General features: G+C 56.8%; 15 protein-coding genes. 5 read left to right on the top strand and 10 right to left on the bottom strand.

Going from position 1 to position 13,573, the window contains the following annotated elements; all coding sequences use genetic code 11:
• Position 1 precedes the first annotated feature (1 nt).
• A complete protein-coding gene (locus RO22_RS21115; protein ID WP_041159332.1) occupies positions 2-523 on the bottom strand; it encodes a TRAP transporter small permease subunit in 522 nt (173 codons plus the stop codon).
• A gap of 100 nt (positions 524-623) precedes the next feature.
• Positions 624-1,619, bottom strand: coding sequence for a TRAP transporter substrate-binding protein DctP (gene dctP, locus RO22_RS21110; RefSeq protein WP_009285859.1), 996 nt, complete (start codon positions 1,617-1,619; stop codon positions 624-626).
• 156 nt (positions 1,620-1,775) lie between these two features.
• On the opposite strand from dctP, the gene RO22_RS21105 reads away from it, so the two are divergent.
• Positions 1,776-2,459, top strand: a complete 684-nt coding sequence (locus RO22_RS21105) for a GntR family transcriptional regulator (RefSeq protein ID WP_041159331.1) — start codon at positions 1,776-1,778, stop codon at positions 2,457-2,459.
• A 95-nt stretch (positions 2,460-2,554) separates the two neighbouring features.
• Here the strand turns inward: RO22_RS21105 and RO22_RS21100 are convergent, their stop codons facing one another.
• Positions 2,555-3,994, bottom strand: a complete 1,440-nt coding sequence (locus RO22_RS21100) for an amidase (protein ID WP_041159330.1) — start codon at positions 3,992-3,994, stop codon at positions 2,555-2,557.
• A gap of 324 nt (positions 3,995-4,318) precedes the next feature.
• On the bottom strand, positions 4,319-4,456 hold the full coding sequence (locus tag RO22_RS24720) for a hypothetical protein (protein WP_161793662.1): 138 nt from the start codon (positions 4,454-4,456) through the stop codon (positions 4,319-4,321).
• On the opposite strand from RO22_RS24720, the gene RO22_RS21095 reads away from it, so the two are divergent.
• Together RO22_RS21095 and RO22_RS21090 are read left to right on the top strand one after the other, a co-directional pair.
• Positions 4,445-5,452, top strand: a complete 1,008-nt coding sequence (locus RO22_RS21095; RefSeq protein WP_041159329.1) for a GlxA family transcriptional regulator — start codon at positions 4,445-4,447, stop codon at positions 5,450-5,452. The two genes, RO22_RS24720 and RO22_RS21095, sit on opposite strands and share 12 nt — an antisense overlap.
• A complete protein-coding gene (locus RO22_RS21090; protein WP_041159328.1) occupies positions 5,443-6,606 on the top strand; it encodes an MFS transporter in 1,164 nt (387 codons plus the stop codon). The genes RO22_RS21095 and RO22_RS21090 overlap by 10 nt, the downstream gene beginning before the upstream one ends.
• Here RO22_RS21090 and RO22_RS21085 read toward each other — a convergent pair.
• From RO22_RS21085 to RO22_RS21065, 5 genes are read right to left on the bottom strand one after another with little or no spacing between them, the layout of a single operon-like run.
• Positions 6,603-7,049 (bottom strand): HAD family acid phosphatase, encoded by a 447-nt coding sequence (locus RO22_RS21085; protein ID WP_027957001.1) that lies wholly within the window; start codon positions 7,047-7,049, stop codon positions 6,603-6,605. The two genes, RO22_RS21090 and RO22_RS21085, sit on opposite strands and share 4 nt — an antisense overlap.
• A complete protein-coding gene (locus tag RO22_RS21080) occupies positions 7,037-8,128 on the bottom strand; it encodes an MBL fold metallo-hydrolase (protein ID WP_041159327.1) in 1,092 nt (363 codons plus the stop codon). The genes RO22_RS21085 and RO22_RS21080 overlap by 13 nt, the downstream gene beginning before the upstream one ends.
• A complete protein-coding gene (locus tag RO22_RS21075; RefSeq protein WP_041159326.1) occupies positions 8,125-9,216 on the bottom strand; it encodes an ABC transporter ATP-binding protein in 1,092 nt (363 codons plus the stop codon). Before RO22_RS21075 ends, RO22_RS21080 begins: the two co-directional genes overlap by 4 nt.
• Positions 9,204-10,934 carry an ABC transporter permease gene (locus tag RO22_RS21070; RefSeq protein ID WP_041159325.1) on the bottom strand — a complete coding sequence of 577 codons (1,731 nt, stop codon included), beginning with the start codon at positions 10,932-10,934 and terminating at the stop codon, positions 9,204-9,206. Before RO22_RS21070 ends, RO22_RS21075 begins: the two co-directional genes overlap by 13 nt.
• Before the next feature lie 2 nt (positions 10,935-10,936).
• Positions 10,937-11,941, bottom strand: coding sequence for an ABC transporter substrate-binding protein (locus RO22_RS21065; RefSeq protein ID WP_041159324.1), 1,005 nt, complete (start codon positions 11,939-11,941; stop codon positions 10,937-10,939).
• Between the two features lie 134 nt (positions 11,942-12,075).
• Here RO22_RS21065 and RO22_RS21060 point away from each other — a divergent pair, with 134 nt between their 5' ends.
• On the top strand, positions 12,076-12,828 hold the full coding sequence (locus tag RO22_RS21060) for a DeoR/GlpR family DNA-binding transcription regulator (protein WP_035538847.1): 753 nt from the start codon (positions 12,076-12,078) through the stop codon (positions 12,826-12,828).
• Positions 12,829-12,892: 64 nt separating this feature from the next.
• Positions 12,893-13,159 (top strand): DksA/TraR family C4-type zinc finger protein, encoded by a 267-nt coding sequence (locus RO22_RS21055; RefSeq protein ID WP_022521873.1) that lies wholly within the window; start codon positions 12,893-12,895, stop codon positions 13,157-13,159.
• A gap of 12 nt (positions 13,160-13,171) precedes the next feature.
• On the opposite strand, the gene RO22_RS21050 is transcribed toward RO22_RS21055, so the two are convergent.
• A complete protein-coding gene (locus RO22_RS21050) occupies positions 13,172-13,459 on the bottom strand; it encodes a YrhK family protein (RefSeq protein WP_309599324.1) in 288 nt (95 codons plus the stop codon).
• Between the last annotated feature and the right edge of the window lie 114 nt (positions 13,460-13,573).

Here is a 13,573-nt window from a genome sequence, read left to right as displayed (position 1 = left end):
CTTAGCTCTCCCCGCGCAAAATTTCAGCCACATACTGCAACGACAGCAGGGTGGCGCCGACGGCCATGGGCAGCAGGGCAGGCCAGAGCGGTGGGTTCCAGACGGAACCCGTGGTCCAGCCGCCGTGGAGCGCCTCAAATACATATACCCAGCTGGCATATGCCAGGGCGGCACAAAAACCCAACCCAAACAGCGAAGCGATCAGTCGCATAATGGTGCGGGTAATACCGCCCAGGGCATCGGGAACAATAGTGATGGCGACATGGCCGCCGGTCATCAGTACATAGGGGCTGCCCATTAACATCGCCGCCGTCACCGAGAAGATGGTGAATTCGGTCTGCCAGCTGGTGCTCATCCCCAGTAAGTAGCGAATAAAGACCATCTGGCAGATCACTAATACGCCAGCGATAAACATGGCACAGGCCAAATAGGCGGAAAGCCGCGAGAGCTTATCCATGACGCGAATGTAGCCGCCGATGATGCCCCCGCGCGCCAGGGCATTGTGAGTCGTTGCAGGTGCCATATTTCCCTCGTCAAGCTGGTTATTTCGCCAAGCTAAGCAAGCATCAGTTGAAAACGGCCACCCCGAAGGGCAGCCGAGCCGTTAGGCGTTTATGGGTTGCTTACTCGACGGCCAGCGCTGCATCGATAATGGCCTGGCCATTGGGAACATTGTCGGCAAAGTTTTTGTAGGAGGTTTCCTTGGCGATATCGAGCCAGGCGTTGTAGTCGTCTTCGCTCATGCTGACCACCTCAACGCCGTTCTCCTCGTATAGATCGACCATTTCCTGATCAATGGCGGCGGCCTCTTCAGCAAAGAAGGCTTCTGCGGCTTCACCGGCTTCTATCAGCGCCGCCTGCTGTTCCTCGTTAAGCTCTTGCCATACCTGCTCAGAAATAAGAATGGGTTCGTACATGTACCAGAGCGCGAAGTCACCCGGTTCGGTCAAGCATTCAACCTGTTCATAAAGCCGGAAAGAGATAAACGACATCGACGAGGTATTGGCGGCATCCAGCACACCTGTTTGCATGGCGGTATACACCTCGGAAGAGGGCATGGAGGCAATGGAGGCGCCAGCGGCCTCAAGCATTTGTTCAAACGCAGGTCCCGCAGCACGGAAATTTTGGCCCTCGACGGTATCCGGGGAGGTAACGCACTGTTCGCTAGATGCAAAGCCACCGGATAACCAGGCATCTGCAAGTACTCGAGCGCCGCCTTCGCGAATGACTTCTTTAATCATGTCCATATATTCAGAGTCATTCAGACGTTGGGCATGGGCCTGATTACGCACTAAGCCCGGCATCAGCGTAGCCGAAAATTCCGGATGCCGACCACTAGCGTAGTCCAGCGGTAGAGAGGTGATATCGAGGCGACCACGAGCGATAGCGCCCCACTGTTCACGCGCTTTGAACAGCGATTGGCCCGGATAAACTTCTATGGTCAGCCCTACATCCGCATCGGCTACTTTGCGGGCCATCATTTGCACCATTTCGTCGCGAACATCTCCCTGCCCCCCGGGGAATTGATGCGACGCGCGTAGCACGGTATCGGCAGAGGCGTGGGAAGCGGCAATGGCGAGACCGAGAGCGGCAGCAGTTGAGATCAAATAGCGTTGCATGAGGCGTCTCCAACAGTTGTTGTTGTGTGTTTGGATGGGCTATATGTATCTATCAGTCGAGCTGATATATATATCAATAGGCGCTATGTATGCTAATGTCAACTGTATGACAGCATTAAAACGGCTAAGACGAGCCGCGATCCAAGGAGGTAAAAGATGACCGGCACCAAGCGATCCAATGCTCAGCGATTAAGAGATTCTCTTGAGGATGACATCATCAATGGCCGCCGTTTACCGGGAGAGCGCCTGGATCCAGAGGCCTTGGGGCGCGAGTTTCAGGTTTCGCGAACGCCTGTGCGCGAAGCCTTTCAACAGTTGGTCGCCAGCGGCTTGGTCACCGTTTCCCCGAAGAAGGGCACCTTCGTTGCGAAAGTGGGGATTGATCAACTGATCGAGATGTTCGAGGTGATGGCGGAGTTGGAGGGCATGTGCGGCCGCTTGGCGGCACGCCGCATTACCGAGCTGGAATTGGCCGCATTACGCGAAGCGCATCAGCGCTGTGAAGCAGCGGCCCTGGCCGGCGACAGCGACGAGTATTACTACGAAAACGAAGGCTTTCACGACTGTATCTACACCGCTAGCCACAACACTTTTTTGGCCAGCGAAGCGCGCCAACTTAAACAACGTTTAAAGCCTTACCGGCGCTTGCAGCTCCAAGTGCGCCAGCGGGTCAATAATTCCCTCAGCGAGCACCAAACCATCGTCGAGGCTATTGAGCGGGGTGACTCTGTGGCGGCCCAGCAAGCACTGAGCGACCATGTATTGATTCAAGGCGAGCGCTTTAGCGATTTCGTTTCCAGTGTACGCAGGATGGAGTCACCGTTAGAGAGAACGGGCTGATTTATCTTATAGCTTATTGATTGGTATGCCTGTATCGGTTGGGTCGCGGTTGTCTTCACAGAACATAGTTTTTCACAAAGGTTTTTTGAGAAAAGCTATTCAGAAAAACAGGGCGGCAAACGATATTTCCAACTGGGCAAGATTGATTGGTAGGCTTGACCAAGTTGCAATAGCGCTAGCTCGGCTCGATGGGGTGCGATTACCTGAATGCCCATCGGTAGGTCGTTATCATTAAAGCCCGCAGGTACGTTTAATACAGGGCAGCCTGAGAGAGAGCCAGGTATGACAATTTGCATCCACCGGTGATAGGTATCCATTGGTTTGCCTGCAATTTCGCTTGGCCACTGGGTTGTCACAGGAAAGGGGAAGCACTGCGCGCTGGGCAGCATGACATAGTCGTAATGCAAGAACAGTTTATTTAGCTCTGTATACCACTGGCTGCGCGTCACATTGGCTTTATGGACATCCAGTGCAGACAAGGCAAGCCCTTGTTCTATTTCCCACTGCGCTTCTGGTTTCAATAAACGCCGCTTTTCAGGGGCTTGATAAGTGTCTACCAAGTTACCGGAAATAGCCCATTGCCGCAGTGTCAGCCAGCTTTCCCAAAGTGATTCCATCGACATCGGCATATCAGGTTGCTCAATGGTGCAGCCAATCTGTTCAAACTGTTTAACTGCGTTTTCGCATAGCTCAAGTACGCCGGGTTCGAGGGGCAATTCTCCCTGCCAATCGCCAAGCCATGCAATGCGTTTACCGTGCTGGCAAGCGTTCAAAGAGCCAGAAAGGTTGGTTAAGGAGTCGGTTATAGAGAGTGGAACACGTGGGTCGTGACCAGATTGCGTGACCAGTAGACCTCGAAGGTCTTCGATATTTCTGGCCATAGGACCTTCGGTGCTCAACTGATGCCCAAAAAGATCGGGTGCTGATACTGAAGGAATGCGCCCAAATGTAGGTCTAAGACCGTATAAATTTTGATAAGCAGCCGGGTTACGTAAAGAGCCCATCATATCGCTACCGTCGGCGACCGGTAGCATGCGAAGTGCCAGGGCTACCGCGGCTCCGCCGCTTGAGCCACCGGCTGTTAGATGTGGGTGATAGGCATTGCGCGTCGCACCGAAAACAGTGTTGAAGGTTTGGGAGCCCAAGCCGAATTCAGGGGTATTGGTTTTTCCTATGATAATGGCGCCATCGCGCTTAATCCGTGACACCATAATCGTATCAGTGTCAGGTATTTGGTTGGCCATAAGGGGAGAGCCAAGCGTCGTCCTTATACCTGCTGTAGAAGATAAATCCTTGATGGCTTGAGGAATCCCGTGTAGCCAACCGCGAGATTGCCCTTTAGCAAGTTCCCTATCTAATTGCGTGGCTTCAGTAAGCAAATCATCAGTGTCACGCAATGAGACAATCGCGTTAACGATAGGATTGAGTAGTGAAATATGGGCGAGATAATCCGCGATTACTTCTTTGCAACTAATATCACGTGAGTGAATCGCGTTCGATAGTTCTATCGCATTCATCCCAACGGTAGGAGGCATGCTATAGGCCTTGGGCCAAGGAAGAGGTTCGGGTAGTGAAAGCGGGGAAGGTGAAAGTATATTCATCGGTGAGAAATATCCATTTTTTGCTAAGTTATATACTTCATAAGCTATAATGGATATTTAAAGGGCTGGCAAGCCGCTTTAAGATTTGAAGTAAAAGTAAGTAAGCATCAAGGAAAATAAATGCTTCTATCCTCCGACATGATGAAACTCTCCCTAAAGGTGCTACTCCCTGCAGTTGTAGGTACATCAGTGAGTGGATAAGTTACGCTTGGCAAGCTGTAAGCTGTCATGGCAGCTCCGTTAGATAAAACAGGCTGATTAATACTCTTCGAATAGCGTATCTAGCGAAATGTCCATATCGGTGGGGTAATAGTCCTTGCCGACATTGGGTGCAGCGCTGACACTCTCTCTAATGCTTCGATTCCCCGTTAGCGGAGAGAGACTGTGACTCGCCATGTTGCTCTATTTGCCTACCCCGACTGCCAACTGCTGGATGTCAGCGGCCCCTGGCAGGTGTTTGCCAGCGCCAATGCGCTAAGCCTCCAGCCGTTGTATCAGTTGACCCTGGTCGCCGATGCCGTCGGCCCGGTTGTCACCAACGGCGGCCTAGCCGTACATGCTACGCACACCTACCATCAACTTACTCATTTACTGCCCCTGGATACGCTGTTGGTGGCGGGTGGCAGTGGCGTGATGCAGCAGCGTGAAATAGCCGCAGTAAAGCGGGTGCTTTGTGAGGTCGCCCCAGAGGTGAGGCGGCTCGGCTCTATCTGCTCCGGGGCATTTTTGTTAGCCGCTGCAGGGTTGCTGGATGGCTGCCGCGTCACCACTCATTGGCGCCATGCACCTCAACTGGCAGATGAGTACCCCGCACTAAGCATCGAGCCCGATGCACTCTATATCGAAAGTAACGGCCGCTACACCAGCGCCGGTGTAACGGCGGGGATTGATTTGGCGCTTTCGCTGGTAGAGGCAGATCACGGTGCTGATCTGGCTGGCCGAGTGGCCCGTGAGCTAGTGGTGTTTTTACAGCGCCCAGGAGGGCAGTCGCAGTTCAGCGAGATACTGCGACACCAACAAGAGGCGGGGCCGCTGCGCCGCTTGCTGGATCAGCTCCACGCCGACCCCAGCGTAGATCACGGGCTTGAGAGCATGGCCGACCTGATGGCGGTCTCCCCGCGCCATTTAACCCGGTTATTTAGGCGCTACTTAAATACCACCCCCGGCGCTTACCTGACCCAGCTACGCCTCGAGCAAGCGCGCTTGGCGCTGCTCAACGGGCGCGAAAACGTATCCCTCGAGCGCCTGGCACAACGCTGGCGGCTGGGCGGCGCGGAGCAACTGCGCCGCCAGTTTCAGCGCTACTACGGCGTATCACCCTCGGTATATCGCCAGCGCTTTGCGTCTTCCCATACAGATGATTCTATTCAGGAGAGCGTTTCATGCCTTTAACCGTCACCCTATTGTCGCTCTGCCAGGCGCTACTGGTTACCGGTAATGTTTTGCTGATTGCCGTCTCGCCGCTGATTGGGGCGTCTTTGGCGCCAAGTGCGTCATGGTCGACCGCGCCGGTCGCCACCCAGTGGCTGGGGCTGATGTGTGCCACCATTCCCGCCTCGTTAATTATGGCCAGGCTGGGCCGAAAGCGCGGCTTTATACTGGGCAATCTTTTGGGATTGGTGGGCGCACTGGTTGCCGTGCAGGCGCTGATTGGCGAGCGTTTTGGGCTATTCTTGCTGTCGACCTGGCTAATCGGAATCGGCATTGGCTTTGGCCAGCTCTATCGCTTTGCCGCGGTGGAAGCCGCCCCCGCGCCGATGCGTGACCGGGCGATTGGTTTGGTGATGGGTGGCGGTGTGTTAGCCGCGTTTGCCGGGCCATGGCTGGCCAGGGTGAGCCGTGAGCTGGGTGAGGTGCCGTTTCTGGGCAGCTTTGTAGGCTTGGCAGCGCTCTACGCACTGGCGTTAGTGGTGCTGATGCTGACGCAACTACCGCCTGCTTCCCGCACCCACGGCGAAGGCAATGCACTGCCGCTGGGTAAGATACTCCGCCAGCCTGGATTTATTGTGGCGGTGAGCGCGGCGATGGTCGGATACGGCGTGATGAATCTGGCCATGACCGCCACGCCGCTCGCCATGGCGGGGGCTGGACACCACTTTAACCATGTTTCAATGACCATTCAGTGGCACGTGGTAGCGATGTTTTTACCCTCATTCTTTACTGGCCATTTGGCCACCCGCTTCGGCGCCAAGCAAGTCATTGTGGCAGGCTGTCTGCTGCTGGTGGCAAGTGCTTTGGTCGCTCAGTTGGGTATCAGTTTAGCCGGTTTCAACGTGGCGCTGATTTTGCTGGGCTTGGGCTGGAATTTTACCTTTCTGCCCGCTACCGGGCTGCTCACTGAGAGCTACCGCCCGGTGGATAAAGCGCGCACCCAGGCCGCCAACGAGTTTTTAGTCTTTGGCACCGCCGCTATCACTGCGTTGCTCGCTGGGCCCTTGGTCAGCGGCTTAGGCTGGGCGACACTTAATCTACTGTTGATCCCTATCTCGCTGGTGCCCTTGGCGGTGCTGGTGTGGCAGCACCGAACCAAGCTGGCAAACGCTTAAAAATCCCCCGGCGCGCACTGCAGGCAAGTAAGCCCGAGCGCGCGCCACTGGGCGACCACGGCATCACGGTCATCCAGCACCAGCCAAGGCGTAAAGCCGTCGCTGCGCATTTGATTGAGTAGCGCGGCTTTCACCTCTTCATCATCTATATGGTCATCGCCCTCAGGGCGCAGGTACATGGCATCAAAGGGGATAGTGTGGCGCTCTAGCCAGCGCTGGGTATGCTCACGATGGCTATCCGGGCGGCCGCTGCAAATCACGATCTGCTGGCCTTGGGCCTTCAGTATCTTGACCAGCTTGGCCACCGCTTCGATCACCGGCGCTTCGGCCATATGGGCAAAGAAGGGCTCCCACTGTTTTTGGCTGCCCAGCACCCAGTCACTGACCTGGTGGGGGTGAAACTCGGCTAAGGTGCCGTCAACATCAACAATTACTGCGGACATGCAAAACTCCCTAAACTGGAAAGGGTGACTAGACGTGAATGAGCAGATAAACGCTGGGCAGTGCAGAGGCGCTCGCCTAGTAGTCCATGCCAGGCATTCAATTCGTTATTGGCAAGCTGGGTAAATAGCGGCACCACTTGAGTGGCGCCCAACTGATCGGCAAGCGCCACCAGGTGCGACGCGCGTAGGTGAACATTCCAGCGCTGCCAACTGATTTGGCCTGCCGCTAGCTCGGCGCGGCGATCAGGAGTCAGATAGCCGGTGTGGAGCAGGTGGTGGTCGGGCCACTGTTCCGGCGTATCGCTGCGATCGCACATCAACATAAGGGTTGGCGGGCAAGCGTTTTGCCGCGCTAAAAGCGAGCGAATCGAGTGGTCGAGCCCAGGCCGACGCAGTGTTGCAGGCAGTGCCAATAGCGCGGCCAGGTTGTCGCGAATCACCGGGTCGATGGCGAGCGTTAACTGCCGCTGGTCAGCTTCTTCCGCCAGCCATAGTGCCATTTCCAGGGCACGGCCGGTTTCCGGCACTGGAAATGCCAGCGGCTGATAAAGATGCTCACTAATGGCCTGTACACAATGTGCTTGGGGTTGGTCGTAGCTGCCGTAGGAGGCATCCAGTAGCGCAATAGCCGCTTTCGGCGGAGTATCAAAAGGAAACAGTCGCGACTCAAAACAGGCGTCGCCGCTATAGTAAACACCGCCCCCTACCGCTAAATGTAGCCACACACCGCCTAGCGAGTGCCCCGCTTGGCCGGTAGTAACGGTGATGCCTTCCACCTCTAACGTACCGCGTTCGGGCAAGGAGCGCCACGCGCGGTTGTGAGGCAAGGCCTTGGCTACCAGCGGTGTGCAATAAAGTGGCACGTTCTCCGCTAGCTCGGCCACGCCGCCGATATGGTCAATATGGTCGTGGCTAATCAGCACGGCATCCACATTCAGGTTGTTTGCCCAAGTAATGGCGTCATCCGGGTGGAGTACACCGCCTGCATCTAGCAGTAAGCGTTTTCCCTGGGCTGCTACCACTATCGCGGCAGGCCCTTTGGCGCCTAAACCACTGAGAATCTCGATAGTGACACTCATTGGTCGGGCTCCAGGCACCAGCCCTGCTGAAGGTCGACGGCAACCTGGCTACCCAGGTCGGGCGCGGTGTGGTGGTAGGCCAGCAGTGTTTCCCCGCTGGGCAGGCGCAGTGTGAGCTCATAGCGCTCGCCGCGGAAAATCACGCTCTCCACCTGTGCGGCAAGCTGGTTATGAGTGGGAGCCGCGGAGGATGCTAGTGCCGCGCTGATCTGAATATGTTCCGGGCGCACCAGCACGCTTTGGGTTCGTTCGGACTCGATGGCGTTCAGCCCGCGCATCAGGGCCGCGCCCTCAAGGAGCTTCCCTGGGTGACCGGCGGCGACCTTTAATTGGCTGCCCTGGCCGATAAAGCCCGCCACCCAGGCGGTTCTCGGCTGCCTGTAAAGGGTTTCAGGGGCGCCCCATTGAACCAGCTTGCCCGCTTTCATCACGGCGATTTTGTCCGCCAGCGCCATGGCTTCGGTTTGGTCGTGGGTGACATAGACCAGCGTGGCGCCAGTGCGCTGGTGAAAATCGCGGAAGCTGTGCTCCATGGTGGCGCGCAGGTGCCGATCAAGGTTGGCCAGCGGCTCATCCAGCAGCACCACCGAAGGGTCGCTCACCAAGCAGCGCGCCAGGGCCACCCGCTGGCGCTGGCCGCCGCTAAGGGCTTGGGGCATGCGATCGGCGTAGGCATCGAGCTCCACCAGGGCTAGGGCCTGCTGCACCTTTTGCTGATACGCCGCCCCGCGCAGGCCGCGTAGCTTGACCGGGTAGCCGACGTTGTCAGCCACGCTCATATGCGGCCATAGCGCATAGGATTGGAACACCATGGCCATATTGCGCTGTTCAGGTGGCACATGGGTATCGGCGCTGGCCAGGGTGCGATTGGCTAATTGAATCGTACCGTCGTTGATCGTTTCAAAGCCTGCCAGCATGCGTAGCATGGTGGTTTTGCCACAGCCGCTGGGGCCGAGCAGGGCGACAAACTCGCCTGGATTGATCGTCAGCGACAGCGCATCAACGGCCGTCTGCTCGCCAAAGCGCTTGGTGACACGGTCGATCGTTAGCCCTGCTGTGCTTACCGCTGATGTGTTCAGCTCTGCCATGGAATGACTCCTTTAGGTAAACGCGGCGCCAGTAAACTGAGTGTCAGCATCAGCGAGGCGACCATGATTACCACCAGCACTGACACCGCAGAGGCCAGCACGCTTTCGCCGCCTTCGTCGAGGTTGAAAATCAGCACGCCGAGGGTTTCGTTACCGGCGCTCCATAGCAGGGCTGACACGGTCAGTTCGTTGACCGCCAGCAGAAACACCAGCAGGCCGCCTGCGAACAGCGCGGGCGCGACCAGGGGTAAAATAATGCTGCCCAGGCGCCGCCAGGGGCCTGCACCCGCGAGCTGTGCCGCCTCTTCAAGGGAAGGATCCAGCTGCGCCAAGCTGGCGGCGACGGGCTTGACGCAGACCACCAGAAAGCGCGCCAGGTAAGCGATAAAAATCAGCCCCAAGGTGCCGTAGAGCGCCACATTGATAATCGGCAGCGGGCGAACAAATAGCAGGATGCAGGCAATGGCCAATACCACGCCGGGAAGCGCATAGGGAATCTCAATGGCACTGAGTACCATACCCCGCCAACGCTCCGGCAGGCGCTGTAGCCGGTAAGCCAATGGCAGACTGAGCAGCATCAGCACCACAGCCGCGCTGCCCGCCAGCCACAGACTGTTGTTCACCGCTCGCCATGTGGCGCCTTGGCGACCCACCACTTCGGCGTAAGCGTTCAGGGTGGCGGTCTCGGCGTTTAATGGCACGCCCATGGCGGGTACCAGCGAGCTGATGATCAGGGCAAGCAGCGGCGCGACCAGAATAATCAGTAAGATCCCGACGAGCGTGGCGGTCACCAGCGAGCGCCAGCTTCCCAGGGTGAAATCATGGGAGCGCCCACTATGGCCGCCCAGCCCGAAGCGGCTGCGATTCATCAATTGCTGCTGCAACGCCACCCCGGCCAGTGCCAGTAAACCAATCAGCAAGGAGAGCGCAGCCATTTCTGCCAACACCCCGGTGCCAAAGTTGGCCATACGCTGGTAGATCAGCGTGGGCAGCACGTAATAGCCTGCGGGAATACCCAGCATGGCGGGGATGCCGAAGTTGCCGAGACTTGAGATAAACGCCATCGCGCCCCCGGCGATCAAGCCGCTACGGGTCACGGGTAGAATAATATGACCCCACACTTGGGTTTGTTTGGCGCCGCTAATGCGAGCGGCTTCAATAAGCTCCCGGGGCAGCGAAAGCAGGCTGGTGCGCAGGGCCAGAAATACCAGCGGAGCGCTCTGAATGCCTAGCAGTAAAGCGATCCCTTCAGCTGAGTAGAGCGGCTGCGGGCTGCCCAGTGGGGGCGCCAAGCCTATGCTTTTCAGTAGCGGGCTGGCCGGACCAAAGAGCTGCAGCCAGCTCAAGGCGGTAACCTGGGGCGGAATCATCATTGGCAGCATAAAGCAGAACACCAGCCACGATTTTCCGCGCACATTGGTGAGCGTGATGGCAAAGGCGAACAGGCTACCCAGGATCAGGGCGATCAGCATGCCGAGCCCCGATGTATATAGGCTATGCCAGAGTGCTCGCCAAGTGCTGGCACTGCTGAGCACCTGCCACAGCGGTGACTGGCGGCCCTGAGCAAGATCGCTCAACGCCTCCATCAGCAGACGCAGGCTGGGTGCCAGGCTCAACAGTACAATGGCGATCAGCAGGCTTGAAAGCAGCCAGCGGTGCTGGCTGCCGTACTTGTTGTCGCTGCCGTACTTATTGTCATAGTTGAGAGCGGACGTCATGATTACCCGCCGAAGAGGTCACTAAAACGCTGTTTAAGCTCTTCTTCCTGCGCCAATGCCTGCTCGGTATCAACCGGCATCAGGGTAATACTATCGCGCTCGGGGAAGCCTTCCGGTGGGGTAACGTCGTTGTGAGCAGGCAGATAGCCTTGCTGGCTGACCAGCTCCTGACCCTGCTGGGAAAGCACAAAATCAACAAACTTTTGCGCGGCATCGACATTCTCTGCGCCTTGCATAATGGCGACCGGCTCGGTCACCGCGCTTACGCCCTCTTCCGGGAACACGAATTCGACCGGCGAGCCTTTGGCTGCTTCACGAATTGGCAGGAAATCCACCACGATGCCGTAGGGCTTGGTGCCCGCGGCCACGGCGTTAAATACGCCGCCATTGCCGCCCTGGGCTTCGGTGCGGTTTTCATGAAGCGCTTCGTAATACGCCATGCCAAGGTCAGGGTTGGCAGTGATCGCCGCCATATGGATCAGTGCCGCGCCGGAGTAAAGCGGACTAGGCATGGTGACCAACCCTTCGTAGTCAGGCCCCAGCAGGTCTTGCCAGCTCTGCGGCTGATGCTCGGCGCCGGTGTTATAGACAATCCCGGTGGTGATCAGCTTGGTGCCGTAGTAGTAGCCTTCTGGGTCATACAGGTCGGCGTCATAGGCCTGGCGCTCATCGCTTAGGTAAGGCTGTAAATGGCCCTCTTGCTTAAGTGATTCCATGGTCATGCTGTCGGCAATCAGCAGCACGTCAGGGTTGCTCACCCCGGCCGAAAGCTCCGAGCGCAGCCGAGTCATCAAGCGCGTGGTACCGTCGCGTACCCACTCCACTTCAATATCGGGATAGGCTGCTTCAAAGGCGTCAACGGTTTGCTGTGCATCGCTATTGGGCTGGCTGGTGTAGAGCGTTAGCGTTTCGTTCGCCGCTACCTGAGCCGAAAGGGAAAAGCTGGCTACCGCGATGGCAGTAGTAAGGGCAGATGTCGGAATAGATAACAGGGGGCGCTTCAACATGGGTAAACCTCCAGTGAGTGAACCCCACCTAAGCTACTGTCATCTGCTTACAACAAAGTGACACTATGCTTTCGTTCAACATTTTGTGGCTTTCGTTTGCTGCACTTTTTGCTTTCGTTGTGCCGAGAGGGGTTATGCGCCAGTTCGAACGTCGACAACAGCTGTTACAGCGAATCCACTCACAAGGGCGCCAGTCGGTAGACAGCCTGGCAGGCGAGTTTGGGGTTTCTGTGCAAACCCTGCGTGGGGATATTCGCCACCTAGCCGATAAAGGCCTGGTGCTGCGCCGCCAAGGGGAGGTGCTGCCGTTTCCCGAGCAGGAAAATATCGGCTACGACCAGCGTCAGATCGTTAACGTGGCGGGTAAACGGCAGATCGCGGCGCGGGCAGCGAGCTTGGTACAGGATCATCAAGCACTGTTCTTAGGCACGGGCACCACGGTTGAGCAGTTGGCCGATGCGCTGAGTGATAAGCAAGGCCTGCATATCATGACCAATAACCTGCATGCGCTGATTAAGCTGTGCCAGTTGAAGTGTGAGTTAGTAGTAGCCGGTGGGCGAGTGCGTCGTCGCGACCAGGATGTGATTGGCGGCGATGCCTGGCGCTTTTTTCAACGCTACCGTGCCGATGTGGGGATTGTGTCGGTGGGGGGAATGGATAGCCATGGCCAGCTTTATGACTACAACGACGACGAAGTGATGGCCCGTGAGGCGCTGTTGGCCCATGCCGGTTATCGCGTGTTAGTGCTGGATAAAACCAAGTTCGACCTGCCACTACGCTGCGCCGCGGGTCAACTGGGTGATTATGATGCCGTAGTGACCGATGTACCGCTGCCAGACAAACTACGCAGCCCCTTGGCTGCCCAAGGCGTTCGGTTTTTGGGCTAACGGTGCACGCTTCTCGTTACTGCTATGCTGATAGATTGCTAGTGCCGAAGCGAGGAGTGCGATTATGGCAGGTGGATGGGCAAAAGATGGCGCCGAACAAGAGCAGATGGAAAGCACGCTAGAGGATGCGGTGCAGCGTGCGCGTAGCCAGTTGCCCCGCGGCGAAAGTCTTGAGGTTTGCGAAGAGTGTGGCAATCCCATTCCTGAACCGCGCCGTAAAGCGATTCCGGGCGTTAGACTGTGTGTGGTGTGTCAGGGTGAATTGGACAAAAAGCAGTCGGCCTATAGTGGCTACAACCGTCGTGGTAGTAAAGATAGCCAACTGCGTTGAACGGGCTTGTGTCTAAGCGTCCTGGTCGGTGTCCGGCAACTGCTTAAAATAGACATAGCGGTGAAGGCGAATCGCTGGGCGAATCAGCAGTTGGATGCTACCTATCACAAACAGCCACACGCCGACAGTTTGAACCGCACCCTGGTAAAAAAAGCAGACACTGCCGATCGTAAACCAAATGCCCAGCATAAAGTCGTTGATCATGCTAAGCACCTCATAGCGTTGGTGCACAACGAGTTCGCGATGCCCAATGATGAAAGTCCAGTCGTTAGTCACCGGATCCTGTTGGCGCTGCATCATTAGTCTCCTGGTTGAATGTTCAATTAATGAAAATTGGGATGAGTTTCGTTTAACATGTGTACCAATATTCATTTTAACTAAACGCTATTGTGGCACACTATCGTCGTACTCAAA

Source organism: Halomonas sp. KHS3 (assembly GCF_000830495.1).
In the GTDB taxonomy this organism is placed as follows: Bacteria; Pseudomonadota; Gammaproteobacteria; order Pseudomonadales; family Halomonadaceae; genus Vreelandella; species Vreelandella titanicae.
This window is presented reverse-complemented; position numbering and strand designations above follow the sequence as displayed.

What these genes read in the sequence shown, in the direction of transcription:
- RO22_RS21115 (WP_041159332.1), bottom strand. Translation starts at nt 523, where the DNA reads ATGGCACCTGCAACGACTCACAATGCCCTGGCGCGCGGGGGCATCATC.
- dctP (WP_009285859.1), bottom strand. Translation starts at nt 1,619, where the DNA reads ATGCAACGCTATTTGATCTCAACTGCTGCCGCTCTCGGTCTCGCCATT.
- RO22_RS21105 (WP_041159331.1), top strand. Translation starts at nt 1,776, where the DNA reads ATGACCGGCACCAAGCGATCCAATGCTCAGCGATTAAGAGATTCTCTT.
- RO22_RS21100 (WP_041159330.1), bottom strand. Translation starts at nt 3,994, where the DNA reads ATGCCTCCTACCGTTGGGATGAATGCGATAGAACTATCGAACGCGATT.
- RO22_RS24720 (WP_161793662.1), bottom strand. Translation starts at nt 4,456, where the DNA reads ATGGCGAGTCACAGTCTCTCTCCGCTAACGGGGAATCGAAGCATTAGA.
- RO22_RS21090 (WP_041159328.1), top strand. Translation starts at nt 5,443, where the DNA reads ATGCCTTTAACCGTCACCCTATTGTCGCTCTGCCAGGCGCTACTGGTT.
- RO22_RS21085 (WP_027957001.1), bottom strand. Translation starts at nt 7,049, where the DNA reads ATGTCCGCAGTAATTGTTGATGTTGACGGCACCTTAGCCGAGTTTCAC.
- RO22_RS21080 (WP_041159327.1), bottom strand. Translation starts at nt 8,128, where the DNA reads ATGAGTGTCACTATCGAGATTCTCAGTGGTTTAGGCGCCAAAGGGCCT.
- RO22_RS21075 (WP_041159326.1), bottom strand. Translation starts at nt 9,216, where the DNA reads ATGGCAGAGCTGAACACATCAGCGGTAAGCACAGCAGGGCTAACGATC.
- RO22_RS21070 (WP_041159325.1), bottom strand. Translation starts at nt 10,934, where the DNA reads ATGACGTCCGCTCTCAACTATGACAATAAGTACGGCAGCGACAACAAG.
- RO22_RS21065 (WP_041159324.1), bottom strand. Translation starts at nt 11,941, where the DNA reads ATGTTGAAGCGCCCCCTGTTATCTATTCCGACATCTGCCCTTACTACT.
- RO22_RS21060 (WP_035538847.1), top strand. Translation starts at nt 12,076, where the DNA reads ATGCGCCAGTTCGAACGTCGACAACAGCTGTTACAGCGAATCCACTCA.
- RO22_RS21055 (WP_022521873.1), top strand. Translation starts at nt 12,893, where the DNA reads ATGGCAGGTGGATGGGCAAAAGATGGCGCCGAACAAGAGCAGATGGAA.
- RO22_RS21050 (WP_309599324.1), bottom strand. Translation starts at nt 13,459, where the DNA reads ATGATGCAGCGCCAACAGGATCCGGTGACTAACGACTGGACTTTCATC.